This is a genomic window from Pseudomonas sp. SWRI77, assembly GCF_014269105.1.
Classification (GTDB): domain Bacteria; phylum Pseudomonadota; class Gammaproteobacteria; order Pseudomonadales; family Pseudomonadaceae; genus Aquipseudomonas; species Aquipseudomonas capeferrum.
The window spans coordinates 35,126-61,999 of record NZ_JABWRV010000032.1 but is presented as its reverse complement, the minus strand read 5'-3'; the positions used below and the strand labels follow the sequence as shown (position 1 = coordinate 61,999).

The window sequence follows — 26,874 nt, the reverse complement described above, 5'->3', positions numbered from 1 at the left end:
ACTGGATACGATCAACCGGCTTAGCCGCATAACCTGAACCGCCGTGTACGGAACCGTACGCACGGTGGTGTGAGAGGACGGCGGGTGTGAACCCGCCTCCTACTCGATTGCGAGGAAACTTCACGGGCGCAAATGAAAGGTAAGCCTCGAGCGTCAGGCATCGCCATCCAGCGCCGCCTGGGCAAACTGCACATCCAGCTCCGGCGTAGCCCCGCTGATACCGATGCCGCCGATATGCTGGCCATTCGCATCCATGATTGGCAGGCCACCCCCCAGTAGTGTGAAGCCAGGCAGTGACGCATAGGGATTCGCTGGCAGGGCAGCACTGCGCTCTGCAAGTGTTCTGGAGGCAAGCGGGAAACGGGCGGAAGTCGCGGCCTTGAGCTTTGCGACCTGGATGCTGCCGCTGCTGGTGCCGTCCATGCGGTGGAAGTGCTTGAGGTTGCCATGGTTGTCGACAATGCTGATGACGATGGCAAAGCCCTCGGCCTGGGCAGCGCGTTCGGCGGCTGAGGCCATTGCCCGGGCGGCTTCGGCAGTGATCGAGGCGCAGGGAGGCGGGGCGGCTGTCAGGGGATCAGCCAGCGAGGGTGCCGCCAGCAACAGCGAGCACATGAGGAGACTGGCACGGCCGTAATAGGTTTTCATGCAAGCATTACCCTTAGGATTATTCGGGCAACCTAGCAGGCGACTGGCGTTTGTTGATGTAGTCCGTTTCTGAAACTGATGGCGGCCTGTCTCAAAAGGACGGCAGCGAGCCGTCCAGGGTCATTCGCCTAGTAGAAAAGCCGCGGCTCCGGCGAATCCAGCAGGCTGACCAGCTTGGTCAGGGCAAAGCCCAGTTCCGCACGGCTCGGCGTCATCAGGGCGATACGCACGCCACAGGTGGCAGCGCTGCGTTCAGGCAGGAACTGGCTGCCGCTGACCACGGTGACGCCATTGTTGCGCGCCAGGTTGGCAAATTCGTCGCTGGTCCAGGGCTCGGGCAGTTCCAGCCAGATATGAAAACTGTAGGGCTGGCTGCGGATCTTGTACTTGCCAAGGATTTCACGGGCCATCTGCTGGCGCGTGGCCGCTTCGTCCTGCTGCACCTGCACCAGTTGCTCGGCCATGCCGCTGTTGATCAGGTTGCTGGCCAGTTGTGCCATCAACGGCGATGGCATCCACACGCTGCTGCGCACCATCGACGACAGCCGCGACAGGGTTTGCGGCGGGGCATACAGGTAGCCGATACGCAGCGCTGGCAGCACGCTCTTGGACAAGCTGGTCAGGTATACCGAGCGTTCGGGTGCATAGGCGGCCAAGGGCTTGTAGCCAGGTGCTGGCTCCAGGAAGCCGTAAATATCGTCATCGACGATGAACAGGTCGAACTCGCGGGCAATGGCGGCGATGGCTTCGCGGCGCGCGTGGGGCATGATCGAGTTGGTCGGGTTCTGGTGGGTGGTGACGCACACCAGCAGGGAAGGGCGGTGTTCTACGCACGCTGCGCGCAAGGCCTCGGGAATCAGGCCATGTTCGTCCATGGCCACACCGCGCAGGCGGCGCCCCATGCTATGGGCCAGCGAAATGATGCCTGGGTAGCAGAACGACTCGCACAGTATGACGTCGTCGCCTTTGGACAGGCTGCTGATGGCCACCAGCAGGCCATGCTGGGCACCCGAGGTCAGCACTACCTGCTGCCAGTTGGCTTCAGGCATCCAGCGCTGGATCCAGGCCGCACCGGCCTGCTTGTGCGTCGCATGGCCACCCTCGGTGACGTAATCGAGCACCTGGGCCAGGTCGGGTGACGCGGCCAGTTCGTTTATTGCCCCGCGCAGCCAGTCGGTCATGTGCGCGTCATTGGGCTTGATGATCGAAAGGTCGATCTGCCCGCTCTCGCGTTCGGCTGGCGCCGGTACGGGGCGTGCTGCCGGGGCCTGCGCCTGGCGTTGCTGCAGCACGAAGGTGCCGCGCCCTACCTCGCCAACCACCAGGCCACGTTTGGCCGCTTCGTCATAGGCTCGGCCGATGGTGCCAGGCGTCACGTTCAGTGATTCGGCCAGGTCCTTGAGTGTTGGCAAGCGTTCGCCAGCGGTCAGCCGGCCGCTGCCGATGTCCTGTTCAAGGGCGTCGGCGATCATCAGATAGACCGGCTGTGCCAGGTCGCTGTAGTGAGGAACCCACATGGAAATGGCACCAGAAGCTGCAAGAACGCGAAAGCCTAGCACGAAAGGTCTGATAGGAGTAATTGTGTTTTCTTGTGGGTAAATTGCACCGATTGAGGTGGTTCGGAGAAGCAAAAGTGGAAGGCCGGGTAAGTCGGTTTTCGGCTGTACTCGTCATCAGGCGCCAGCCTCTGCGCTCGATTATCAAGAAATCTTTTGAAATCAATAAGTTGATTGAATCGATTCAATCGATGTTCTTTCTTGATGATGAAATAAATTGAGTCGATTCTATTTTTGTAATTACAATGATTGAGTCGATGCAATTGACGGATGCCCTTTCTGCCTCCGCCACCCCATCGCACAGCTGTGAACGGCTTCAAAAAAAAGACAATGTCTGCCGCCTCTGCCCGGCTTAGCACGACACCGAATGGCCACAAGCTAGCTCAATGGACTATCACTCGAAATGGAAAGCGCACACCTGCAACAAGCAGCCGAGCCTCAGACTTCACTGGAGATTCGCCTGCCTTGGGTGACTTCAAGTGCCTGGCAAACCGTACTGAACAATACCCCCCTCGATTTTGAAACCAGCAAAGAGCTCTATCCGCAGCTCAAGGACCAGGCACAGGAGGTGCTGGGCAAAGCACTCTGCCAACAGATTCGTGGCTTCGTCGAAGACCCGCAGCTGACCTGCATGATCGTGCGCAACTGCCCACGCGACCGCGACGTCCCCCCTACGCCGTACTCCGGGGTACTCAGCCCGCGCAGCACGCCGATAGCCTGCCTGGTAAGCCTGACCATGCAGAGCCTGATGGGGATCAACCCGATCGTTTATGAAGGGGAGAACGACGGGCGCCTGTTCCGCCATGTCATCCCGGCGCGTACCTCGTCCAGCCACAAGAGCTCCCACGGCTCGCGGCTGCGCTTTTCCTATCATGTGGACAACCCCGACTTGCCGTTGTCGTCCGAGCCACTGGGCAGCGCTTCGTGCTGCCCGGAGTACCTGTCGTTCTTCGGCATGCGCTGTGACCCACGTATCAGCACAACGTTGGTCAACCTCGATGCCGTAGTGGCGGCGCTGCCCGCGGCCAGCGTGCGCGAGCTTTGCCAGCCACAGTTCGAAATTCGCCGCCCCGACTCGTTCACCGCCAATCGGCGCTGCACCGCCGAGCTGCCCGTGCTGGCACGTGGCAACGCGGGCGAGTGGTTGTGCCGTTTCGACAGCGAAAACACCCACGGGCTGAACCTGCGCGCCGAGCAAGCCTTGGCCAGCCTGCGCGGCGTGCTGGAAACCCGCCGCTTCGATGAGCCGCACCTGCTGCTGCCGGGCGACTTCATGGTGTTCAAGAACCAGCGCGTGTTGCATGCCCGTGATGGCTTCGAGCCGCAAAACGACGGTGCCGACCGCTGGCTGATGCGCCTGTTCGCGGTCAACGACCTGAACCGTGTGCATTTCACCCGCGCCGATCACCTCTACGAAGTGCGCTCCTGATCTCACTCAACCACTCGATGGACGTAATGTTATGGAACTGTTAGGCGCTTTCTGGGCGGAACATTGGCTGCTGGCGATCCTGATGCTGGGTGCGATCGCGTTCATTGCCGGCTTCGTCGACAGCATTGCCGGCGGTGGCGGGCTGTTTCTGGTCCCTGGGTTTTTGCTGGTGGGCATGCCGCCGCAAGTGGCCCTGGGGCAAGAAAAACTGGTCAGCACCCTGGGCACGCTGGCGGCCATTCGCAACTTTCTGGCCAACAGCAAGATGGTCTGGAAGGTGGCGCTGGTCGGCGTGCCGTTCTCGTTGCTCGGGGCCTACCTGGGGGCGCACCTGATCGTGTCGATCTCCCAGGAGACCGTGGGCAAGATCATCCTGGCGCTGATCCCGGTCGGCATCCTGATTTTCCTCACCCCCAAGGACCGCCCGGTCGAGGAACGCGAGCTGTCTCCACGGGTGCTGTACACCGTGGTGCCGCTGACCTGCCTGACCATCGGCTTTTATGACGGCTTCTTCGGCCCTGGCACCGGCAGCATGTTCATCATCGCCTTCCACTACCTGCTGCGCATGGACCTGGTCTCCAGCTCGGCCAACTCCAAGACCTTCAACTTCGCCTCCAACATCGGCGCACTGGTGGCGTTCATCATGGCCGGCAAGGTTGTGTACCTGCTGGCCCTGCCACTGGTGGCCTGCAACATCCTCGGCAACCACATGGGCAGTGCCCTGGCCTTGCGCAAAGGCAACGACGTGGTGCGCAAGGTGTTGGTGTTCTCGATGCTGTGCCTGTTCACCAGCCTGGGCGTGAAGTACCTGGTCTGACTTACCCAACCGGAGATAACTGATGAAAACCGCATTCGTAACCGGCGCCTCCTCGGGGTTTGGCCGTGCCATCTGTCGTACCTTGGTTGCCAAGGGCTACCGCGTGATCGGTGGCGCCCGGCGCATGGATAAACTGCAGGCACTGGAGGGTGAACTGGGGGTCAATTTCATCCCGCTGGCCCTGGATGTCACCGACCCGGTGTCGCTTGAAGCGGCAGTCGAACAGATCCGTGATGCGTCGCTGCAGATCGACCTGCTGGTGAACAACGCCGGGCTGGCGCTGGGTGTCGATCGCGCCCAGGCCAGCAGCGCCGAAAACTGGCAGCGGATGATCGACACCAATGTCACCGGGCTGGCCATGGTCACCCACAAGATCCTGCCGCAGATGGTGGCGGCGGACAGCGGGATGATCATCAACATCGGCTCCATTGCCGGCACTTACCCCTACCCAGGCGGCAACGTGTATGGCGCCAGCAAGGCATTCGTTCGCCAGTTCAGCCTCAATCTGCGTGCCGACCTGGCCGGTACGTGTGTTCGGGTGAGCAACATTGAACCGGGCCTGTGCTCGGGCACCGATTTTTCGCTGGTGCGCCTGAAGGGCGATGTGGAGGCCGTGCAGGCTCTGTACCGTGATGTGGAGGCGATTCTGCCGGAGGATATCGCGGCCACGGTGGCCTGGATTGCAGACCAGCCCGCGCATGTGAATATCAATACCATCGAGATCATGCCGGTGGCGCAGAGCAGTGCGGCGCTTAATGTGGTGCGCGATCTGCCTAGGCCGTTGGGCGCTGCTTGATTGCCCCGTTATCGTTTGGGCCAACCGGCGCCCTGACGGCTGATGGCCTCTTTGCGGGATCTTGTGGGGTTTACCGCGAAGAGGCCAGTGAGATTAATGCAACCGGTTCTTGGCTAACTCGATATCGTCCATCAACGCCTTGGCCAGGACACTCAGGTAGTCAGCCGCGCCGAGCAACTTGTGGTCATCGTCCATATCGCCTTCACGCACCAGGTGCTTGATGTAGCCCAGCAGCACCGACACCTGCTCGTATGCCACATCAATCGGGATGCCAGGCTGCACACGCAGCAAGTTCAACGATGGGTTGCCCACATCAAGGAAGGTTGCCAGGCCCGCGGTGGTGAGGGGCTTGGGTTCGTCGGCCATGGGCTCACTCCTCGGCCTGTTGGCCATAGAGACGGTTGTGTACGTGCTCTACCAGCGAACGGGCGATCTCGCTGGCATGCAAGGCATTGCTCAGCATGTTCAGGCCAGGTTCGCTGGCGTGGGCGCGGCAATGGTCGTCGATGGTTTCGATGACGCCGCGTAGCAGCTCGCTAACGTGGGCGAGGGCATGGGGTGGGTACATGTCGGATTGGACGGTGAAGAATGGGGTGGTGATCGGTTTGCGGCGGGGTGGGTCTGGGACGATCTTTTTCATAGGGTAACTCCAGCTTCTCGTCGAAGGGTGCTACCACCTGAATCTTTCTCATGGATTGAAGGTGGCAGCCATACGCAGGTGTGAGAAAGCCGATAGAAGCTAGCAAACACTCGGCCAGGCGAAAGCCCGCCCACGTACGGCCACCATAACGGTGCTGCTAGCTAATTGATCGGGTTCTCATGCCCGGCCGCCGAAGCGACCCGAAAACGTTATCCCTGAGGCATTTCCCCGACAACAGCGATACTTCAGCAGTGCGTGTAGGGTAATTCCTAAGTGGCTGGAACCTGTAGCATTTGGTTTCAGGTTCAGAAATGTCTTACGGCGGATGGGTTTGTTGGCTGTGAGGTGCATGTCGGGAGAAAAGGGTGGGCACGGGGTGTTCGCCACAACAGCTTCAGCGCCTATGAGATCGAGCGCCGCCCGCGCGGCGCATCGCGACGCAAGGCCGCTCCTACATTTGTTTCGGGCCAATGAGGTCTGTGACATTTGCGCGCGACCGCCTTGTTCGCACGACGCAATATCGAGGCGAACACCAAGGGGGCGCGCGCCAATGCCTCAGGAATAATTGGCCCGAAACAGATGTAGGAGCGGCCTTGCGTCGCGATGCGCCGCGCGGGCGGCGCTCGATCTCACAGGCGCTGAAGCTGTTGTGGCGAACACCTGTCAGCCCCCACACCGATCCCCAACACCTCCCCTGACCCACGTCATCGCACCTTCCCAATTCTTGACTAGTCTTACCCCTTGGCGGCCGTCAAAACCGTCACCGTGACTACCAAAAGGCGCCGGCCATGTTCCGTGCGCCCACCACCTGATCAGGAGTGCACGATGGACCTCAACCGTCGGCAATTCTTCAAGGTCGCCGCCGTCGGCCTTGGAGGCTCTAGCCTGGCGGCGTTGGGCATGGCCCCGACGCCGGCCTTCGCCGAGCAGGTACGCCACTTCAAGCTGGCGCACACCATCGAAACCCGCAACACCTGCCCTTACTGCTCGGTCGGCTGCGGCCTGATCATGTACAGCCAGGGCGATGCGGGCAAAAACGTCAAACAGAACATCATCCACATCGAAGGCGACGCCGACCACCCGGTCAACCGCGGCACGCTGTGCCCCAAAGGCGCAGGCCTTCTGGACTTTATCCACAGCCCGAGCCGCCTGCAGTACCCCGAAGTGCGCAAGCCGGGCAGCAAGGAGTGGGTGCGGGTGGAGTGGGACGAGGCGCTCGACCGCATCGCCCACCTGATGAAGCAGGACCGTGACGCCAACTTCATCGAGAAAAACGCCCAGGGGCAAACCGTCAACCGCTGGCTCACCACCGGTTTTCTCGCTGCCTCCGCCGCCTCCAGCGAGGCTGGCTACCTGACCCACAAGGTCATCCGCGCAACAGGCATGCTGGGGTTCGATAACCAAGCACGTGTCTGACATGGCCCGACGGTGGCAAGTCTTGCCCCGACGTACGGCCGTGGCGCCATGACCAACCACTGGTCCGATATCGCCAACGCGAATCTGGTCCTGGTGATGGGTGGCAACGCAGCAGAAGCGCACCCGTGCGGCTTCAAGTGGGTGACCGAGGCCAAAGCGCACAACAAGGCGCGGCTGATCGTGGTCGACCCGCGGTTTACCCGTACCGCCTCGGTGGCGGACTACTACGCACCGATTCGCACCGGCAGCGACATCGCCTTCATGGGCGGGCTGATCAACTACCTGCTGAGCACCGACAAGATCCAGCACGAATACGTGCGCAACTACACCGACGTGTCGTTCATCGTCAAAGAAAGCTATGGCTTCGAGGACGGGCTGTTCAGCGGCTACGACCCCGCCAAGCGCGTGTATGCCGACAAGTCCGGTTGGGGCTACGAGCTGGGGGAGGACGGCTTTGCCAAAGTCGACCCAACCCTTCAACACCCGCGTTGCGTGTTCCAGTTGATGAAGCAGCACTACAGCCGCTACACCCCGGAACTGGCCAGCATGACCTGTGGCATGCCGCAGGACGCCATGATGAAGATCTGGGAAGAGATTGCCACCTGCTCGGCACCGGGCAAGACCATGACGATTCTCTATGCGCTGGGCTGGACGCAGCATTCGATCGGCGCGCAGATCATCCGCAGTGCGGCCATGGTCCAGTTGCTGCTGGGTAACGTCGGCATGCCGGGCGGCGGGGTCAACGCCCTGCGCGGGCACTCCAACATCCAGGGCCTGACCGACCTCGGCCTGCTGTCCAACTCGCTGCCGGGCTACCTGACCCTGGCCGGCGATGCCGAACAGGACTACGCCGCGTTCATCGACAAACGCGCCTCCAAGCCGCTGCGCCCGGGGCAGCTGTCGTACTGGCAGAACTACGGCAAGTTCCACGTCAGCCTGATGAAGGCCTGGTATGGCGCCAATGCCACGGCAGAAAACAACTGGGGCTACGACTGGCTGCCCAAGCTCGACGTGCCGGCCTACGACGTGCTGCGCATGTTCGAGATGATGAGCCAGGGCAAGGTCAACGGTTACATCTGCCAGGGCTTCAACCCGATCGCCGCGCTGCCGGACAAGAACCGCGTCACCGCAGCGCTGGCCAAGCTCAAATGGCTGGTGATCATGGACCCGCTGGCCACCGAAACCTCCGAGTTCTGGCGCAACGCCGGGCCGTTCAACGACGTCGACACGGCCAACATCCAGACCGAAGTGATCCGCCTGCCCACCACCTGTTTTGCCGAAGAGGACGGCTCGCTGGTCAACAGCAGCCGCTGGCTGCAGTGGCACTGGAAGGGCGCCGACGGCCCAGGCCAGACCCGCACCGACGTGCACATCATGAGTGAACTGTTCCTGCGCCTGCGCCAACGCTACCAGGCCGAGGGCGGCGCCTACCCCGATGCCCTGATGAACATCAGCTGGCCGTACAAGATCCCTGAAGAGCCGTCCCCGGAGGAGCTGGCCAAGGAAATGAACGGCTGGGCCGTGACCGACGTCACCGACCCGACCGGCGCCGTGCTCAAGGGCGGGCAACAGTTGTCGGGCTTCGGCCAGCTCAAGGACGACGGCAGCACGGCGTCGGGCTGCTGGATTTTCGCCGGCTGCTGGACCGAGCAAGGCAACCAGATGGCCCGCCGTGACAACAGCGACCCGTATGGTATGCACCAGGTTCAGAACTGGGCCTGGGCCTGGCCGGCCAACCGCCGCATCCTCTACAACCGTGCCTCCAGCGACCCGCAAGGCAAGCCATGGGACCCAGAGAAGAAGCGCCTGGTGTGGTGGAACGGCAAGGCCTGGACCGGTACCGACGTGCCCGACTTCAAGGTCGACTCGCCACCGGAAGCCGGGATGAACCCGTTCATCATGAACCCCGAGGGCGTGGCGCGCTTCTTCGCCATCGACAAGATGGCCGAAGGCCCGTTCCCCGAGCACTATGAGCCGTTTGAAACACCGATCGGCATCAACCCGCTGCACCCGCAGAACAAGAAGGCCACCAGCAACCCGGCCGGGCGGATCTTCGATTCGGTGTGGGACACCCTCGGCACCCATGATGAATTCCCCTACGCGGCGACCACGTACCGGCTGACCGAGCACTTCCACTTCTGGAGCAAGCATTGCCGGCTCAACGCCATCGCCCAGCCCGAGCAGTTCGTCGAGATTGGCGAGGTGCTGGCGAACGAGAAAGGCATCAAGGCGGGTGACCGGGTGCGGGTGTCGAGCAAGCGCGGCCATATCGATGCGGTGGCGGTGGTGACCAAGCGGATTCGCCCGCTGCAGGTCAACAACCAGACCGTGCACCAGATCGGCATCCCACTGCACTGGGGCTTCACCGGGGCGACCCGGCACGGCTACCTGACCAACACCCTGGTGCCGTTCCTGGGTGATGGCAATACCCAGACGCCGGAGTCCAAGTCGTTCCTCGTCAAAGTGGAGAAACTCTGATGGCCAGCCAAGACATCATCGCCCGCTCGGCCACCACCACCGTACCGCCGTCGGTACGCCAGCAGCAGGAAGTCGCCAAGCTGATCGACACCACCAAGTGCATCGGCTGCAAGGCCTGCCAGGTGGCGTGCTCGGAGTGGAACGAACTGCGTGACGAGGTCGGCCACAACCACGGCACCTACGACAACCCCCAGGACCTCACCGCCGAGACCTGGACCCTGATGCGCTTTACCGAGCACGAGCGCGACGACGGCAACCTGGAGTGGCTGATCCGCAAGGACGGCTGCATGCATTGCGCCGAACCAGGCTGCCTGAAGGCGTGCCCGAGCCCGGGGGCAATCATCAAGCACGCCAACGGCATCGTCGACTTCAACCAGGACCACTGCATCGGCTGCGGCTACTGCATCACCGGCTGCCCGTTCAATATCCCGCGCATCTCGCAGAAGGACCACAAGGCGTACAAATGCACCCTGTGTTCCGACCGCGTGACCGTGGGCCTGGAGCCGGCCTGCGTGAAAACCTGCCCGACCGGGGCGATCGTGTTCGGCACCAAGGATGAGATGAAGGTGCACGCCGCCGAGCGTATCGTCGACCTCAAGTCGCGCGGCTACGACAACGCCGGGCTGTATGACCCGGACGGCGTCGGCGGCACCCACGTGATGTACGTGCTGCACCATGCCGACACGCCCACGTTGTACGCCGGCCTGCCGGACCAACCGGTGATCAGCCCGCTGGTGGGCTTGTGGAAGGGCTTCACCAAACCGCTGGCGCTGCTGGCCATGGGCGCGGCGGTGCTGGCCGGGTTCTTCCACTATGTGCGGGTCGGCCCGCAGCGGGTCGAAGAGGACGAACACCCCACACCGCCCGATGACAGCGTGCACCAGGTGGACCCGGCAGTGCATGTCTACGATCCGAAGCAGCCCGGTGGGCAAGGGGAGCAGCGGCCATGAACGACAACAAACCCATCCTGCGCTACAACGCCAACGAACGGACCAACCACTGGATCGTCGCCATCCTGTTCTTCCTGGCCGGGCTTTCCGGGTTGGCGCTGTTCCACCCGGCGCTGTTCTGGCTCAGCCACCTGTTCGGCGGCGGGCCCTGGACACGCATCCTGCACCCGTTCATGGGCGTGGCGATGTTCGTGTTCTTCCTTGGCCTGGTGGTGCGCTTCTGGCGCGCCAATTTCATCACCGCCAACGACCGCCTGTGGCTGCGCCGCATCGACCGGGTGATGGTCAACCGGGAAGACGGCGTGCCGCCTATTGGCAAGTACAACGCAGGGCAGAAGCTGCTGTTCTGGACGCTGCTGGTGTGCATGCTGGTGCTGTTGATCAGCGGTGTGGTGATCTGGCGCGCGTATTTCAGCCATTACTTCGATATTGGCGCGATACGCGTAGCGTCGCTTGCCCATGCACTGGCAGGCTTCGTGCTGATCCTCAGCATCATCGTGCACATCTACGCCGGTATCTGGATCAAAGGCTCGATCGGCGCCATGCTGCATGGCTGGGTCAGCCGCGCCTGGGCGCGCAAACACCATCAGTTGTGGTACCGCGACGTGACTGGCGACAAGACGCCGGGCGATCACGGACGTAAAGAAGGATGAGCGTGTGAGCACGATACTCGAACCCGGGCAGATCGAAGCGTCGGCGGTGGCGCCGCCGTTCATTCATCTGCCGCCCAAGGACTTGTTCGCCCAGCGTGCCGAGCGGCTGGAGCAGTTGGCAGTGGGTAATGCCCTTGGCGATTACCTGCGCCTGATCGCCTGGCTGTGCCGCTTCCAGCAGCAGCTTGTGGATAACCCGCCCAGTGGTTTACCGGTGGCCGAAGCGCGTCAGCGCCTGTGCATAAGCCATGGTCTGCCGCCCCTTGCAGCCGACAGCCTGGTGCGCGAAGGGCCGTGGCTGGCGTGGATGCAGGCGTTGATCGAGCACTTTGACGAAGAGGCCAGCGGCCCGTTGGCTGTGGCGTTGCAGGCACTGCGCGACAGTGACGACAGCCAGCGCAAGGGGTGGGGCATCGCCTTGCTGGCTGGGCAATTCGACGCCGTGCCGGCAGCGTTGGTGCCGTTTCTCGGCGCCGCGCTACAAGCCGCGTGGTTCAGCTGGCTGCTGGCGCTGCCGGCCGCCGAGCTCAAGCCCTCTGGCAGCCAGGCCCAGTGCCCGGCCTGCGGCTCGCCGGCGATGGCCGGGGTGGTGCGCAACCGTGGCAAGCACAACGGCCTGCGTTACCTGGCGTGTTCGTTGTGTGCCTGCGAGTGGCATGTGGTGCGGGTCAAGTGCGTGTACTGCGAGTCGAGCAAGGGCCTGCGCTATACTAGCCTGGAGGATGATCGCCACGCGCCGGGCAAGGCGCCGCTGCGGGCCGAGTGCTGCCCGGGGTGCAACAGCTACCTGAAGCAGAGTTACCTGGAGAACGATGCGGCGGCCGAGCCGTTGGCCGATGACTTGGCCAGCCTGGCACTGGATATGCGCTTGGATGAGGAAGGCTTTCAACGCCTGGCACCGAACCTGATGCTGGCGCCGGGTGGTGGCTGAGTGTCTACACTGCAAGTTCGAGTCGCCCTTTTCGCGGGGCAAGCCCGCTCCCACAGGTACTGCGCTTTTTTCGAAAACTGTGGGGGCGGGCTTGCCCCGCGAAAGGGTCAGAACAGACAACGGACCAGCTCAAGGTAGTACCTGATGTCTTCAAGCCTCGCCGATAACGCCCCACGCCTGCCTTCCATCGATACCCTCCTGCGCCACCCGGCCTGCCTCCCGCTGATCGACCGGCATGGCCGCGACGCCGTGCTGAATACGCTGCGCCAACTGCTCGACGACCTGCGCGAACCCACCCGGCAAGGCCAACTCAGCACCGCCGAACTGGCCGCAGACGTGTTGCTGGGCCGCACCGGCGAGCGCCTGGCCACCCAGCAACGCAGCCAGGTCCGCCGCGTGTTCAACCTCACTGGCACCGTGCTGCACACCAACCTCGGCCGCGCCTTGTTGCCGGAAGAGGCCATCGAAGCCATGCAGACCGCAGCCCGCTACCCGCTCAACCTGGAGTTCGACCTGGCCACCGGCAAGCGCGGTGACCGCGACGACCTGATCGAAGGGCTGATCCGCGAGCTGACCGGCGCCGAAGCCGTCACCGTGGTCAACAACAACGCCGCCGCCGTGCTGCTGGCGCTGAACAGCCTGGGCGCGCGCAAGGAGGGCATCATCTCCCGGGGCGAGCTGATCGAGATCGGCGGTGCCTTCCGCATCCCCGACATCATGGCCCGCGCCGGCGTGCGCCTGCACGAAGTCGGCACCACCAACCGCACCCATGCCCGCGACTACGAAGGCGCGATCAACCCGCGTACCGGCCTGCTGATGCGCGTGCACTGCAGCAACTACAGCATCCAGGGCTTCACCACTCAGGTGCCCACCGCCGAACTCGCGCACATTGCCCACCAACATGACCTGCCCCTGCTCGAAGACCTGGGCAGTGGCAGCCTGCTCGATATGACTCGCTGGGGCCTGCCCGCCGAACCGACCGTGCGCCAGGCCCTGGCCGACGGCGCCGATATCGTCACCTTCAGCGGCGACAAGCTGCTGGGCGGCCCGCAGGCCGGGATCATCGTCGGGCGCAAGGCGCTGATCGCCAAGATCAAGAAAAACCCCCTCAAACGCGCGCTGCGCGTCGACAAGATCACCCTCGCCGCGCTTGAGGCGGTGCTGGCGCTGTACCGCAACCCCGACCGGCTGGCCGAGCGCTTGCCCAGCCTGCGCCTGCTGACCCGCAGCCAGGCCGAAATCCAGGCCCAGGCCGAGCGCCTAGCACCGGAACTCAAGGCTCGCCTCGACGCACAGTGGGCCGTCAGCGTGGAGCCAGCATTGGGCATGATCGGCAGTGGCAGCCAGCCGGTTGCACGCCTGCCCAGCGCCGCGCTGTGCCTGCGCCCGCGGGTGTCGAAGAAGCTGCGCGGGCGTAGCCTGCATGTGTTGGAGCGGGCCTTGCGCAACCTTCCGGTACCGGTGCTCGGGCGCATCGACGACGATGCACTGTGGCTCGACCTGCGTCAGCTGGACGACGAAGCCCAGTGGTTGGCGCAACTGCCGGCCCTGCAGTTGGGGCCGGTGCAGTGATCGTTGGCACCGCCGGCCATATCGACCACGGCAAGACCGCGCTGCTGCAGGCCCTGACCGGGCAGGCGGGTGACCATCGCCAGGAAGAGCGCGAGCGCGGCATGACCATCGATCTCGGCTACCGCTATGCAGCCCTGGCCGAAGGTGCGCCGCTGACCGGCTTCATCGACGTGCCCGGCCACGAGCGTTTTATCCACAACATGCTCGCCGGTGCCCACGGCATCGACCTGGTGTTGCTGGTGGTGGCCGCAGACGACGGCGTCATGCCGCAGACCCGCGAGCACCTGGCGATCATTCAATTGCTGGGCATCCCCCAGGCACTGGTGGCGGTCAGCAAGTGCGACCGGGTAGCGCCCGCGCGGGTGGCCGAGGTGCAAGCGCAGGTTGCCGCGCTGCTGGCGCCGGGGCCATATGCGGGCGCGCCGCAATTTGCCCTTTCCAGCGTCACGGGCGAGGGGGTGGCGGCGTTGCGCCAGGCGCTGCTGCAGGCTCAAGGGCGCGTGCGGCAGCGCAGTGTGCGCGGTGGTTTTCGGCTGGCCATCGACCGTGCCTTCGCCGTCTCCGGTGCCGGCGTGGTGGTCACCGGCACGGCATTGGCCGGCCAGGTCCGTGCCGGCGATACCTTGCTGTTGGGCAAAGCGGGCAAACCCGTGCGCGTGCGTGGCCTGCATGCGCAGAGCCAAGCGGCGCTGGTGGCCGAAGCGGGCCAGCGGGTGGCGTTGAACATCGCGGCCGAGCGGCTGGCGGTCGAGCAGGTACACCGGGGTGACTGGCTGGTGCCCGAGTGGCTGCATGCGCCCAGTGTCCGAGTGGATATCGAGCTCACGCTGCTTGCCGGTGAGCCCCGCCCGTTCGAGCATTTCAGCGCCGTGCACGTCCACCTGGGCACCCAGGATGTGACTGCCCGCGTGGCATTGCTCGAAGGCGAAGTACTGCAGGCAGGCCAGCGCATGTATGCCCAGTTGCTACTCAACGCGCCGCTGCAGGCCGTGCATGGCGATCGGCTGGTGCTGCGCGATCAGCGCGCCCAGCGCACGCTGGGGGGCGGGCGGGTACTCGACCCGTTTGCGCCCAGCCGGCAGCGTCGCAGCGAGCCCCGGCTGCGCCAGTTGCAGGTGCTGCGTGATGCCGAGGATCTGGAGCAGGCGTTACCGGCCTTGCTTGCCACCGCTGCCGGAGGGCTTGACCCGCAGCGGCTGGAGCGGCAGTTCAACCGCCTGCGGGCCAGCTGGCAGTTGCCGGCGGATGTGCAGGTGATAGCCACGCGCCAGGGGCCGTTGTTGTTTGCCAACGCCCAGTGGTGCGCCCTCAAGCAGCAACTGCTGGCGCAGCTGGCGCTGTTTCACCAGCAGGAGCCCGACCAGCTCGGCCCGGACCGCGACCGCTTGCGACGCTTTGCGGCTTTGCCGCTGGAGCGCCCGGCGTTTGTCAGCCTGCTGGATGAACTGCTCGATGAAGGGCAGGTTTCCAGCAGCGGGCCTTGGTTGCATCTGCCCGATCACAAGGTGCAGTTGAGCGAGGCCGACAACGCATTGTGGGCGAGGCTGGAGCCACGTTTGCTGGAGGGGCAGTTCGACCCACCGTGGGTCAGGGCCTTGGCCAATGAAGCGGGCTGCGCCGAAGCGGATGTACGCCTGCTGTTGCGCAAGCTGGCAAGGCTCGGGCTGGTGCACCAGGTGGTACGCGACCTGTTTTACCCGGCGGCGACGATACAGCGCATGGCCGCGTTGCTGCTTGGCCAGGCGAATGAAGCGCCGATAGTGCAGGTGGCAGCGTTTCGCGATATGTTGGGCATCGGTCGCAAACGCAGTGTGCAGATTCTGGAGTATTTCGACCGCATCGGCCTGACCCGCAGGGTGGCCGACCAGCGTTACATCCGCGCCGACAGCGCCCTGGCCCAGCAGCAGGCCAGGCACTGAGTTCAAGGAAGGCAATCGCGCCCGGTGGCGCGGCCGGGCTTCAAACCCGGTTGGGGACGGCAGCCGTTCCCGGGCAGGTTCGACTCCCGCTGCCTTCCGCCATTTCCCCCTGACTTCCCCTATGCCCAGCCAATGTTTGCCCGCGCAGCAATGCCGTGCGCAGCGCAGGCCTACGGCGAAATTGTGGCAATGTCACCTGTCATTTTTGTCAGTTGTCGGTGTGTTGTTCCGGCTGCTTAATGAGTACACCCAGGGGGCTGGCACAGCGTCGCCACGGACCAGAGGGCCGCGCCAGCATGGAGCACCTAGCATGACGACACAGGCACAACAGGCTTATACCCCGATGGTCGACACCAACCGCGTCGAACTCGATACGCGGGGTATGCCGAGCAGAGCCATCACTGACGATGGGCAAGTCACGCAACTGCGCGACTACTCAAGCGAAATGCCCACAGGTATCACCCGGCTCACCGTAAACACGTTCAATAACCTCGCGTTCCATAGATACGATGCATTCACATACATCAAAGCCGCGCAGCGCTTAAAACCGATCATTACCCTGCAACAACTGAGTAACTACCTATTGCTATTCGCGCAACCGTGGGGCCGTCCGGTTAGTTGATAACTGACGCTATTGTCAGTGATAGCCGGCGCCCTTTGACAGTGATCACTACCAGATTAGCCCGTGGCTATTCCGGCCTCCCAGCACGCCGGTTTTGGGCTTTACGCGCCTAACCCAATACAGAGGTAAGTGTCATGACTGAGGTAAAAGGGACTAAAGTATTTAGCCGGGAAGAGATTGCCGAATACTTCCAGGAAGGCGATGCCATCACGATCAATGGTGCGCGCGGGGTCTGGCAAGGGAGCTCTAAAACTGAGGCCGAGGTGAAAGTAGACGGCAAGCGCCGTTCATTTGCCTGGAAAGACATACAGACCGTTGCGGAACTGCCTGCCAAACAGGCGCAATTGGCAAAGGAGTTTGCGGCACTGTTGGCGCTGGGGTGGGTCTTGATCGAGCGAGAAGCCCCTATGTCTTACCTTTATGATGAACCTGGGCCATTTCTCATTCGCTGGACGCTGGAGCAAAGTTCACTTGATACGGTTTATCATTACGGGCACTTTTATCGTAACCCAATAATGGGCGAATTCGGCTGGAAGCCTGACGGTGATCTCGCCAAGCTGCCTGCACACGCCGATAATTATTTCATCAAACGTGCTATTACTGAGAAAACGCATAACGAATCCATACCCTGGGGCTATACCAGTCATATTTTCCGTTACCTTGCGCCCGGAGAGAAGAAACCCGAAGGCATTGGCGGCATCGATACGCATACGACCAGGTTGAAAGAGTTGCTGGGGGATCTCTACCGCCCGGGTGATTGGGCAGTGACGCAGGCTAACAGCGGGCGCGTTGCCATCAAGCGCAACGACGGCAGTGCAGGCCAGCAGCCCGGCTCTGGGCAGGCCGGCGAGAGCACCGGTGGCCTGCCTGGCGAAGGCGGCTCAAGTACGGGCACAAGTACGGGCACAAGTACGGGCACAAGTACGGGCACAGGTGTTGCCCAGGCTTCGTTTGGGCCGATGTGGAGCGACGCAACAGACAGCGCGCTCGACAACGATATCCTGCCGAACATGACAGGTTTCGAGCCCGCCACCCTCGGTGCCGGCGAGCACACGTGGTTCAGCTCTGCGTACCTGTTGGCCGACCGCGACTTGAGCGTAGGTGAGCATGTGCATGCCTGGCTCGTCAGTGAACAAGATGGGCGGATTCTCAAGACGGTTGCCTGGAAGGCGACGGCCACCGAGAAGGCCAAGGCGGATTGGCCCAAAGCCTTCTTGACGGCGGTCGACGAGGCACCTGCCATCGACGGTTACAAATGGATCTGCGCCGGCCACCTGGCCGACGTAGGCGGTTTGGACATCAACAAGGCAGGGAGCCCGACAACTGAGGCGTTTGCCGCGCTGTCTGACGCCGATAAAGATGCGATCAACCGGTTGTGGCACTACGGCAGCGGCTGCCGTTTGTTCACCAATGCCCCGTTCCAGGCCAACCAGGTCATTGCCGGGCGGGTGCCTGACATAGCGCCACCGGCCGGCGAAAGCGTTAGCGTGCAGGTGCGCGACCGCACCTCCCTGCACCTGTACGAGACCTACCTCTACACACCGCCAGCAGTGCACGATGATACGTCAGTGAGTGCATGGTCCAAGGGGCTGTGCGATGCCATCAACGCCAAAGCGAAGGATGGGCAATACGGGATGCTGCGCGCCGGGGGGCTTGACGACGACAAGGTCACTGTGACATCGGCGGACAGTGGCAATGCGTTGTGGGTGGCGCAACATTCGAACCTGTCGGTAGAGCTTGATGCACTGACCTGGCAAAAGCACCGCGCCGTGGCTGCGTTCAAGCCCACCGAAGGGGCGGTCATTCAGTTTCATCTATACGACCGCTACAGCACGGGGCAACTACCGGGTTCACCGTTCAGTTACACCGTCAAGAAAACCGATAGCGATGCGCAGAAGTGCCTGGTTTCACTGAAAAAAGCGCTGGCGGCCTCGCCACTGGGAAGTTACTTGTGCTTGGCCGCTGGCAAGAACCCTGGCGTCACACCGACCACCGCCAGTGAGTGGGCATTGTGGCTCATGCCGTTACCTGTCAGGTTGACTGTGATCGGCGTGCCTGGGCTGACTGGGGACTACGAAAAAGCGCTGGAGACATCTGACGGTAAAGCGCTGAGTCTCAGTGAGCTTTATGACGGGTACAAGGATGGAGTGGCCTTGACCTTGACCGATCGCTGGAGTGGGCACTCGGTAGAAACATGGACGTTCACGCCCAGCCAGGAACAAGCGAAAACCCAAGCGCAGTGGCTTAAAGCGTTGGGCGGGAAGGTGGCATCTTCTGTTCCAGAGTGGGGCGAAGCAAAGACTCGAGCCACAATGCCGAGCGAAACGACTACGGATTTTTCGAAGCACTTCCTGTGGTTGCCCCAGGATGCCGAATGGGTGGTGATTGCGAAGCAATTGCAGAAAGAAAAATCGAAATTAGTGGGGGTGCCCCATTTAATGCCCCGGCTAATGTCTGTGCGTAATATGAGGATTGTGGAAGAAGCAGTCGGTTACGCGACTTCAAAGACGTGGAGTAATACCTCGGGCTTCAATAAAACCTATGCCAAGTTAATACATTGGGGTGGGGAGGTTTTAAACGAGCGTGATTGTGATCAAATGCGGGCCCGGCGCGGTGAGGCTGAGTATAATTCTCAAACAGCGACCTACAAGAGTTTTCAGTTTAAAGCCCCCTCTGCCGATACTGCGGCACTTCTATGTATTAGACTATCAGAAGATGATATGGCGTATCCGCAGAAAGATGTATGGGAGTTTCGGTTTCATGATATGGAAGATTATGTGTTGGAGTGCTTGTCGTGCACAGAAAGTAAGCTGACTCTCAAGTATGTAGAGCCTGAAGGTTTCGAACAGCAGGTGCATGCACTCATATTGCTGATGGCTTATAGGGCTGGTGAAGTTGTAGTCGAGCCTGAGGATTTTTTACAGGATAGTTTTGAGCTGAAGTCTCGGTTTATACCGGCTCTGCGAGATCTGAGTGTGTATAGCAGTTTGAGAGATTTAGAGGTGATGAACTTGTTTGTGGCGGATGTCAAATGCTTAAGGGTATTAGCGGAGGCTGCTCTCGATTTGGTCGCGAAAATCATTCTTATGCGTGTCTTGTTTGAGGGAAAGTTCCTCTCCCCCATAAAGAGTGGTAATCACAAAAAACGCGCCCACTATGACTATTGCGGTCACCATGTTGCGTTGAAAGTCGTAGTTAACAGTATTGTTCAGGAGCTTTATGATGCTATAGGCTTTGATGGGGTTAAGAAACTTAAATCGGTCTATTTAGCGTTGCCAGAGTTGCACTACGATACGCCGCGTTTTTACCAATTACCAGAATTCGATGAGAAAATAAAAAAAGCTGTTGCTGAAGTGAAAAAGCATATGCTGGAGAAAAGGTCAGGACGATTTGATCCGTTATTGGCTCGCCCAGGAGTTGTCGAGGCCGTAGGGGGCCGTGACGTGTATACACTCAGAAGTTTGATGTGCACTCAGTCCACAGAGTTCAGCTCATACCTTCACCTGCAGCTAACACGGAGCGCATTGGATAAAGGAATTCGGTACATTTCCTTCACGTCGCACTGTGCGCCGGATATTCTCGCTACAGTAAATAGTGTTGGATATGGCGGAATCCGTCTGCACATTCCCGATGAAGAAAAAATCAGCGGTGACGCAGAGCTCTGTGCAGTGAGTTATGTCAGCAGGTCGGGCATTGATTCCGCATGCTGGACCATGGGTGCGTATGGCAATCCTCACTCAAGGGCCGCCGCGACCATTCAACGGCCATTCATGGGCAAAGAGTTCGTCGTTGCTGATTCTTTGTGCGCAGACTACGCCGGCACCCTCGGCTCCGAGGTCTACGATGTCAGTGGCGCCAGCGAAAACGGCGTCGACCCCAAAACCGGGCTGTTCCATGCCCATTACCCGGTCGGCGTGATCCGCGGCCTCAGTGGCAAAGGCCCGGAAATCGACCTGACCCTGCACTACTCCGCTACTCGGGCCAATGAAAGTGCCTTGGGCGACGGCTGGGCGTTCCGCTTCAGCGCCTATGACAACTACGCGCACCGCCTTACGCTCAGTAACGGCCAGACCATCACCTTGACTGATGCCTTGGCTACTCAGGCCAGGAAGGCCGAAGGGCTGTCTATCAACGGCGTAACTTTGACTGGCGCCAAGGGCACATTCAACGAGCTGACAGGGTTGACCGTAACCTTCCCTTCCGGGCGCACCGAAACCTTGGCAAGACCCCATCCGTATGATGGTAAAGAGCCGAACGAGAACTACAAAAAGGCCTTTTTGACCAAAATTGGCTCAATCAAGAACAACCTTGAACAATGGCTCAAGGAACCGGGCATTACGGAAGAACATGAAACCTACTTCAATGCGAAGCTGGAGGAGATCAATGCGATCCAAAAAGACAAGAACCGCAAGGTTTATACCCTGGTGCCCACCAGCATCACTTCCCCGCAGGGCGGCACGCTGACACTGAAGTGGCAAGGTAAAGAAGGCCACATCTTCCTGACCTCCATCGCTGACGGTAAAACCACACTGCTCAAGGCCGCGCATGGCACCCCAGTGGCAAAAGGCAGCTACAGCAGCACCTTCACTGTCTGGCCAGAAACGGACGAAGCATACGAGGTCACCCTCACCATCAACGACTGCCTGCTGACCTGCCTTACCCGTAAAGGCGAGGATGCCAGCGCGCCAGTGCAGACCGTAAAGTTCGGCTACGAACGCGAACCGGTCCTGGACCGTGTGCTGTGTTGGGTAGCTGAAGAGGACGGGTCCATTGAGGCCGTGAGTTATGCCCCTAACTGGAAGAACTGGGATCTGAGCGACGCCGTCATCCCCCTGTCAAGGGTGCTGCGCCACACCCTGGTGCCAGGCGCAGGGCAGCAGACGATCAGCCATATCTGGGAGTATGAAGGCAACATCAACCAGATGGGCAAGCCCGGGCAGACGTATTCAGCCACCTGCTCGCTCGAGACCGGCAGCGCTGCGTGTGGGCCGTTGACCCGCCGCACCTGGGCATTGAAGAACGGCTTCCTTTTGGAAACTCAAGTCATCCAGGAAACCCCGGGTGTAGTTCGGGAAACCACAACGATGGTGTACCCCGATTCGATTACCAGTACCGACCCCAACCTGAAGTTCCGCCTGGCCACCCAGCCCGTGAGCACGACCGTCACCACCGAGGACCTGCGCCTGCAATCAAGGGGCGCCATTGTCGCCGACAGCGCTGCCGAGTCAGCCAAGGATGGGAGCCCGTCATGAGCACAAAAACGACCACCAGCAGCCAATCGACAGCGCCGATGGCACCTGTGCCCCGCGCTGCAACGGAAACGACTCGGTTCACCTATGACCCGCTCTGCGCAATGCTGACCAAAACCGAGACCGATGACGGCTGGACCTCGCATTTCTGCTATTACCCGGTGACGGCCAGTGACGACAAACCCGACCGCAGCGATAAGGTGCCCACAGTGAGGAGCGTGCTGCAAGGCCTGAAGCTGGAGGAAGGCACGGGTATCGTCAGCACGCTGGGGTTGGCGTGTCCGAACCTCCCGGACCCGAGCTCCCCGCCGCTGATGGGCCATTGCAGCTACGTCAAGTTCCCTGATGGCACTCTGTCAGACATGACACTCACCCTGTATGGCTATCAGAGCGCAGGGATAGACAGCAAGGGGATGCTGGTACCCGATACAATCTTGACGATTGAAGGCGTCACGGTTGACACCGGCGGTACGCCCTGGACCGTTGGCAAAGCATCTGACCGGGTGGGTGTGGTAGTCAGCCTGCAGCAGCTCATGACGACGGTGATCGATGGGCAGTCCAGGGCGCAGACCACCTGCACCCGCTGGTATAAGGACAATACTGCCCGCCAGACGCGCAAGGTCACCCAGGTCACCGATGTGGATGCCGCGGCGGGTACCGTGGCTAGCAAAAGCGCCACGCCGTTGCAGTATGGCAACCTCAACCTTACCGCGACGCTTTCTCACCAGATCCGCTCAGCCAGAAGCGGCCGGGTGCTGCGCGAGACCGAGCAGGATGACTTGGGGCGGCCGGCAACCATGCTGTATTACCGATATGACGCCAGGGACCGCTCGGTGGCCAGCAGCACCTATGGCTGGGACGAGACGGGGTTCATGGCCGGAGAGGTTAGCGAAGCGCCGCTGGCTACCCTGAGTGTCGAATGGTCGGAAACGTCAAATGGCACTTCGGTGCGCACAGTAGGACCGGATGGGCGGTCAGGGCGGACATTTTTCGACGGTTTGCAGCGGCCGGTGCGCCGTGAGCTCCAACGCCTTGCCGGTGATGATCACTGTGCGAGCAATTATGTTTGCCTTGAAGAGATCGCCTACGGCGCTGACGGAGAGGTGCAGCACCAATGCGTCTTTGACTATCTTCCCGGAGGGCTGTGCCTGCGTAACGAGGGGGCATCCCTGCCGGACAACTTGCAGGGCTGGTTCTGGCAGTCAGAAACCCGAACGCTGACACGGGACGCTGACGAGAGCGAGATTCTGACTACCGAGGTCTTGACCGGTAATCTTTCTAAAGGTGTGCTGCACGGCCAGCACACGACGCAGCACAATCACAATGACGGCCAGGTCTCGATCACTCAGCTTCTCAAGCGGCGGAGTGACACCTCTGCCCACTTGAGCAGCACTGGGCGCACTCACGTTGATAAGCACAATGCTCGCGGTCAGCGTATCGAATCGACCGAAACCGTGAGCATCGACAATGCAGAAGTTGCCCGAAAGTGGGCGTATGCGTACGACGAACTCGGGCGGAGGATCCAGATTACCACGCCGGACAATACGGTGTTGAAGTGGACGTACCAAGGCCTGAGCGAGACGCCAGTCAGCGTCAGCCTGAAACCGCAAAAGGGTACAGAGCAGCAGCTTGGCCATCAGACGCTGTTGGGTTCGAGTCATCACAGTGGCGAGATTGCCTCACGAACGGTAGGTGGCCCGACGTCGTCGCTGACTTATTCACAAGAAGGTGCACGCTACAAGCGCCCAGATGGCACACGCCTGTGGAGTGAGCCCAATGAAGATGGCGATGCGCAGTGCTGGTATACCGACAGAGCCGGCAAAGACGTCAGTGTACCTAAAACCCTGGTCGCGTCATTCGCCTATAACGACATCACCCGTACGTTGTATACAGAGCGGCCCGAGGCGGCAGAGCAGATGCAGAGCAGGGTTCTAAGCGACTGCACGCTGCCGCTTCTGATGGGGGCGGTTCAATCCAACCGATGGGTACGTGGGGTGCACCAGCAACAATGCTACCAGCAGTCTCTACGCGGTGATGTCAGCGCGATCAGGCATGCTAACGGCATGTCGACTCGCGCTTGGCAGGATGGCTGGAATCGGCGTTCCCGTGTGCGGCGTGGACGCCTTGAGTATCGTTATCGATACGGCACGTTAGGCGAAATCGAACAATTGACCGTGCAGGACCTTCGCAGCGGTAGAGGCATGACGGTCTCCATGGCCTACGATGACTTGAGCCGGGAAACACAAAGGACCTATCGGCTGGACGGTGTAATCAAGAGTCGCTACGTGCAGAGCTGGTCATTGAGCGGTCAATTGTTGAGCAAGACCTGGTACCGCAATGCAGAGCAGACGGCAACACGTACTGAAACCTACACCTACCACTCATTGCGAAATGAGCTCGAGTGCTGGTGCGTTGAGGCCAAGGAGGGGTATGCAATCGAGGATGCGCACGCCAGAAGCCTCAAACAGCAGCGTTACAGCTACGATGCGCTGGGTAATCTTGTGAGCTGTACCACAACATTCAGCGATAACAAGACCGAGACGCGCAGCTACAAGTACACAGATGCGTCGCAACCCACCCGGCGCACCCACGCAACCGTGACGCAAGCAGATGCCAGTGAGGAGCAGGCGGTACTTAGCTGTGACGCCAATGGCAACCTGTCTGAAAATGCCTTGGGTCAGACGCTGACCTATACCCAGAGTGGGCAACTGCGCTCTGTCAGCGCTGCGGGTAGCACGCTTGCCACCTATGAATACGATGAGTTGGGCCGCCTGGCGGCTCAATGGGATGAAACTGGCAAGCAGCGCCGTGTGCTTCAGTACAGTGACCATCAGCTGTGTGGGGAGGTGTGGTTGGATGCTGAAGGCAGCGTGCTCCGGCGCCGCCTGCTCGATGAAGAGGCGGGCTTGGTTGTGGACTGCATTTCGGCCGAAAGCGCGCGCGAGGTCTTGCAAACCTACTTCGTCCTGGCCGATCCGCAAAGTGGGGGGGCAGAGGAGTATTCGATCAGCGCTGAAGGCAAGTGGCAGAGCCGCTCGATCGGGTTTACCCCGTGGGGCGAGGCACCCTTGGCGCGCTTGAATACGTTCAACAGTGGCACGGCTTACAACGGTCAACGCGTGGACCCTGTGACGGGCAGTTATCACTTGGGTAATGGCTATCGGGTGTATGACCCAAGGCATCAAGCCTTCTACCAGAGTGACAGCTTGAGCCCATTCGGTGAGGGCGGCCTGAACGATCGCGCCTATTGCGCGGGCCGTGATCCGGTTAATTGGCACGACCCCAGCGGCCATATCATGATCAGCCGCCGAGATCAGGCTGAAAGCCTGGCTTCGCTGGATGAAATGATCCGCGATACTACCCCGCCTCATCATGATAGCGCTGCGTGGTGGGAGTGGGCATTGCTGGGTGTGGCGACCGCCTTTGCGGTCATGGGTGCTATTGCGACGGGGGGAATGCTTGGAGTGCTGTTTCTGTTCATTGCGGGTGTGTCATTCGGATTGACTGTGGGAGAGCTTGTGCTACGCAAGAGCAATCCCGCGTTATCTGAGAAGTTGGGCTGGGCCGCGTTAGCCACGAGTCTGTTTGATGCCTCGGGCAAAGGCCTGGCCAAAGTCGGTCGCCAGGTCACGACAGGCGCTCGCTATGGGGTTCAGGCCATTCGCGGACTAAGACAGAGCGTAAAACTGCACGGATTGAAGTCGTTGTTCAAGGCGTCGCGCCGTTCAGCGTACTTGGTAAAAAACACGCGCGCCGCAGAGATGCTTGAGGAGGCCACGCATCTCGGAGGAATCGAACTCGGCGGCAGCATGAAAAGTGCGCGGGTCATTTCGCAGAAACCGGATATCATTCCTGGCGTGGGATTCTTTGAGGACCTCGCCGACGTCAAGCCAGCGATAACCAAAAATGCCACCGCAATGATGGAGTTTATCGAGCAGGAGGACAAAACCCTCAAAGCTGCACGCGTCAAAAAGTTCGAGTCTTCCGTGGTCGACAGTTACCAAGCTGCCTTGAAGGACGTTGAAAAGTCGCACAAGAATTTCCTGAAGTTGCGTGACGAGTCGGTTATCTTGAAACGGAACTTTAATACAGTCCTTGATAAGGAGTACCGCACGGTGCAAGCGGCCCGCGACGAGTTGGACGCTATGTTGGCCGGGCAGGTGACCGTGCAGGGCAACCGGATAGATACCATTGCCGTAAACCGCGTAACGCCAGACAATGTCGATGAGTTTTCCAACCAACTGCATGAGCTTCGCTATAAATTCAGCGACGAAAGTGTCTACTTGGGCGCTACGTCAATCATCGATAAAGCACTGCTGAAGAAGGCACCGCAAAGCGGTGCCGCAGGGGTCAGCCATTGGCAGGAAGTAGCCAAGGATATCAGTAAACAACTTCAGGCGAGGGCGGCCGCGCTGGAAATAACGCACAGTGCGGAGATCACCAAGATAAAGGCGATCAACAAGAAAATTGGCGACGCGTTCGTCGTCTATGAAAAGACGACGTTGCCTGCCTTGAGGAAAGCGCACAGTGCTTGTAAAAAAGCGTTGAACACATTTATTAAAAAGAAGCAACTTTCTGGTCTGGTACTTCAACCGGTCCCTGAGTACGTTCGCCCCAAGCTCAGAGCAAATTTTCTTGCCCATGGTTATGCTGCGGAAGGTGCGGGCGCTGCGTTGGTCCGCTATGAACCCACGGGGAGAGCGGGCCATTACAAACCCGTCAGGACTAGCCCTGAGAAGTTCTATAAGTTGCTAGGGGAAGACCTGCAAAAACGAATGAAGAACACCCCCGGCGAGTTGAAGAAACTGACCAGAAAGCGCTGGGGCGAGATCAGTGCCGTCGAGTGGAGCCACTTGTCAATGAAGCGGTACGACTGCGCGCGCCTGTTGTCCTGCAATTTGGGGTTGGAATTCAACGGGCGTTCGTTTGCGCAAGGTTTCAGCGACGTGACACGCAAGCCGGTTAAAGCCTCAGTGAGTAGATTGTTCATCTCGACGCCTGATAACTCGACATTGTTCAAGCGTTTCAAAAAACTTGGCTTCAAGGGCAGCTTCAACGACTATTTCCGGACATTCGTTGCGGCTCCGAATTCCGGGTTTGCTATTAGCAAGCAACCGAACATGGAAGGTTTTTACAAAACAGACTGGGGCATTCAATATAATATGAAGCATTTCTTCCCGACGTAAAAACGGCGGCCT

The 26,874-nt window shown here is 60.7% G+C and carries 16 protein-coding genes and 1 tRNA gene; 13 read left to right on the top strand and 4 right to left on the bottom strand.

Going from position 1 to position 26,874, the window contains the following annotated elements; all coding sequences use genetic code 11:
* Nucleotides 1-153: 153 nt before the first annotated feature.
* Nucleotides 154-648: a heme-binding protein gene (locus HU766_RS23710; RefSeq protein WP_186661170.1), complete on the bottom strand. Its 495-nt coding sequence runs from the start codon at nt 646-648 to the stop codon at nt 154-156.
* Nucleotides 649-776: 128 nt separating this feature from the next.
* Nucleotides 777-2,165: a PLP-dependent aminotransferase family protein gene (locus tag HU766_RS23705; protein WP_186661168.1), complete on the bottom strand. Its 1,389-nt coding sequence runs from the start codon at nt 2,163-2,165 to the stop codon at nt 777-779.
* 442 nt (nt 2,166-2,607) lie between these two features.
* Between HU766_RS23705 and HU766_RS23700 the strand changes: the two genes are divergently transcribed.
* The 3 genes from HU766_RS23700 to HU766_RS23690 are packed head-to-tail and all read left to right on the top strand — an operon-like array spanning nt 2,608 to nt 5,246.
* Nucleotides 2,608-3,633 (top strand): TauD/TfdA family dioxygenase, encoded by a 1,026-nt coding sequence (locus HU766_RS23700; RefSeq protein WP_033703480.1) that lies wholly within the window; start codon nt 2,608-2,610, stop codon nt 3,631-3,633.
* 31 nt (nt 3,634-3,664) lie between these two features.
* Nucleotides 3,665-4,450, top strand: a complete 786-nt coding sequence (locus tag HU766_RS23695) for a TSUP family transporter (protein ID WP_033703479.1) — start codon at nt 3,665-3,667, stop codon at nt 4,448-4,450.
* A gap of 22 nt (nt 4,451-4,472) precedes the next feature.
* The gene (locus HU766_RS23690) at nt 4,473-5,246 is read left to right on the top strand and encodes an SDR family NAD(P)-dependent oxidoreductase (protein WP_033703478.1); all 774 of its coding nucleotides are present in this window, start codon (nt 4,473-4,475) and stop codon (nt 5,244-5,246) included.
* A gap of 93 nt (nt 5,247-5,339) precedes the next feature.
* On the opposite strand, the gene HU766_RS23685 is transcribed toward HU766_RS23690, so the two are convergent.
* Entirely contained in the window at nt 5,340-5,612 is a 273-nt protein-coding gene (locus tag HU766_RS23685; protein ID WP_033697742.1) for a DUF3077 domain-containing protein, read from the bottom strand.
* 4 nt (nt 5,613-5,616) lie between these two features.
* Nucleotides 5,617-5,886 carry a hypothetical protein gene (locus tag HU766_RS23680; protein ID WP_186661166.1) on the bottom strand — a complete coding sequence of 90 codons (270 nt, stop codon included), beginning with the start codon at nt 5,884-5,886 and terminating at the stop codon, nt 5,617-5,619.
* 825 nt (nt 5,887-6,711) lie between these two features.
* Here HU766_RS23680 and fdnG point away from each other — a divergent pair.
* From fdnG to HU766_RS23630, 10 genes are all read left to right on the top strand, one after another.
* Nucleotides 6,712-9,780: a formate dehydrogenase-N subunit alpha gene (gene fdnG, locus HU766_RS23675; protein WP_186661164.1), complete on the top strand. Its 3,069-nt coding sequence runs from the start codon at nt 6,712-6,714 to the stop codon at nt 9,778-9,780.
* Nucleotides 9,780-10,730: a formate dehydrogenase subunit beta gene (gene fdxH, locus HU766_RS23670; RefSeq protein WP_186661162.1), complete on the top strand. Its 951-nt coding sequence runs from the start codon at nt 9,780-9,782 to the stop codon at nt 10,728-10,730. Before fdnG ends, fdxH begins: the two co-directional genes overlap by 1 nt.
* Nucleotides 10,727-11,383: a formate dehydrogenase subunit gamma gene (locus HU766_RS23665; protein ID WP_186661160.1), complete on the top strand. Its 657-nt coding sequence runs from the start codon at nt 10,727-10,729 to the stop codon at nt 11,381-11,383. The genes fdxH and HU766_RS23665 overlap by 4 nt, the downstream gene beginning before the upstream one ends.
* A 4-nt stretch (nt 11,384-11,387) precedes the next feature.
* Nucleotides 11,388-12,314, top strand: coding sequence for a formate dehydrogenase accessory protein FdhE (fdhE, locus tag HU766_RS23660; protein ID WP_186661158.1), 927 nt, complete (start codon nt 11,388-11,390; stop codon nt 12,312-12,314).
* 144 nt (nt 12,315-12,458) lie between these two features.
* On the top strand, nt 12,459-13,886 hold the full coding sequence (selA, locus tag HU766_RS23655; protein ID WP_186661156.1) for an L-seryl-tRNA(Sec) selenium transferase: 1,428 nt from the start codon (nt 12,459-12,461) through the stop codon (nt 13,884-13,886).
* Nucleotides 13,883-15,805 carry a selenocysteine-specific translation elongation factor gene (selB, locus tag HU766_RS23650; protein WP_186661154.1) on the top strand — a complete coding sequence of 641 codons (1,923 nt, stop codon included), beginning with the start codon at nt 13,883-13,885 and terminating at the stop codon, nt 15,803-15,805. The genes selA and selB overlap by 4 nt, the downstream gene beginning before the upstream one ends.
* A 6-nt stretch (nt 15,806-15,811) precedes the next feature.
* A tRNA-Sec gene (locus tag HU766_RS23645) sits at nt 15,812-15,907 on the top strand.
* A gap of 208 nt (nt 15,908-16,115) precedes the next feature.
* Nucleotides 16,116-16,427, top strand: a complete 312-nt coding sequence (locus tag HU766_RS23640) for a hypothetical protein (RefSeq protein ID WP_186661152.1) — start codon at nt 16,116-16,118, stop codon at nt 16,425-16,427.
* A 134-nt stretch (nt 16,428-16,561) separates the two neighbouring features.
* Complete coding sequence (locus tag HU766_RS23635) at nt 16,562-21,679, top strand: hypothetical protein (protein ID WP_186661150.1); 5,118 nt, start codon at nt 16,562-16,564, stop codon at nt 21,677-21,679.
* The gene (locus HU766_RS23630; RefSeq protein WP_186661147.1) at nt 21,676-26,862 is read left to right on the top strand and encodes an RHS repeat-associated core domain-containing protein; all 5,187 of its coding nucleotides are present in this window, start codon (nt 21,676-21,678) and stop codon (nt 26,860-26,862) included. The genes HU766_RS23635 and HU766_RS23630 overlap by 4 nt, the downstream gene beginning before the upstream one ends.
* Nucleotides 26,863-26,874 lie beyond the last annotated feature (12 nt).

Excerpts from the sequence above, each read along its gene's own strand:
- HU766_RS23710 (WP_186661170.1), bottom strand. The coding sequence starts at position 648 with ATGAAAACCTATTACGGCCGTGCCAGTCTCCTCATGTGCTCGCTGTTG.
- HU766_RS23705 (WP_186661168.1), bottom strand. The coding sequence starts at position 2,165 with ATGTGGGTTCCTCACTACAGCGACCTGGCACAGCCGGTCTATCTGATG.
- HU766_RS23700 (WP_033703480.1), top strand. The coding sequence starts at position 2,608 with ATGGAAAGCGCACACCTGCAACAAGCAGCCGAGCCTCAGACTTCACTG.
- HU766_RS23695 (WP_033703479.1), top strand. The coding sequence starts at position 3,665 with ATGGAACTGTTAGGCGCTTTCTGGGCGGAACATTGGCTGCTGGCGATC.
- HU766_RS23690 (WP_033703478.1), top strand. The coding sequence starts at position 4,473 with ATGAAAACCGCATTCGTAACCGGCGCCTCCTCGGGGTTTGGCCGTGCC.
- HU766_RS23685 (WP_033697742.1), bottom strand. The coding sequence starts at position 5,612 with ATGGCCGACGAACCCAAGCCCCTCACCACCGCGGGCCTGGCAACCTTC.
- HU766_RS23680 (WP_186661166.1), bottom strand. The coding sequence starts at position 5,886 with ATGAAAAAGATCGTCCCAGACCCACCCCGCCGCAAACCGATCACCACC.
- fdxH (WP_186661162.1), top strand. The coding sequence starts at position 9,780 with ATGGCCAGCCAAGACATCATCGCCCGCTCGGCCACCACCACCGTACCG.
- HU766_RS23665 (WP_186661160.1), top strand. The coding sequence starts at position 10,727 with ATGAACGACAACAAACCCATCCTGCGCTACAACGCCAACGAACGGACC.
- selA (WP_186661156.1), top strand. The coding sequence starts at position 12,459 with ATGTCTTCAAGCCTCGCCGATAACGCCCCACGCCTGCCTTCCATCGAT.
- HU766_RS23640 (WP_186661152.1), top strand. The coding sequence starts at position 16,116 with ATGACGACACAGGCACAACAGGCTTATACCCCGATGGTCGACACCAAC.
- HU766_RS23635 (WP_186661150.1), top strand. The coding sequence starts at position 16,562 with ATGACTGAGGTAAAAGGGACTAAAGTATTTAGCCGGGAAGAGATTGCC.
- HU766_RS23630 (WP_186661147.1), top strand. The coding sequence starts at position 21,676 with ATGAGCACAAAAACGACCACCAGCAGCCAATCGACAGCGCCGATGGCA.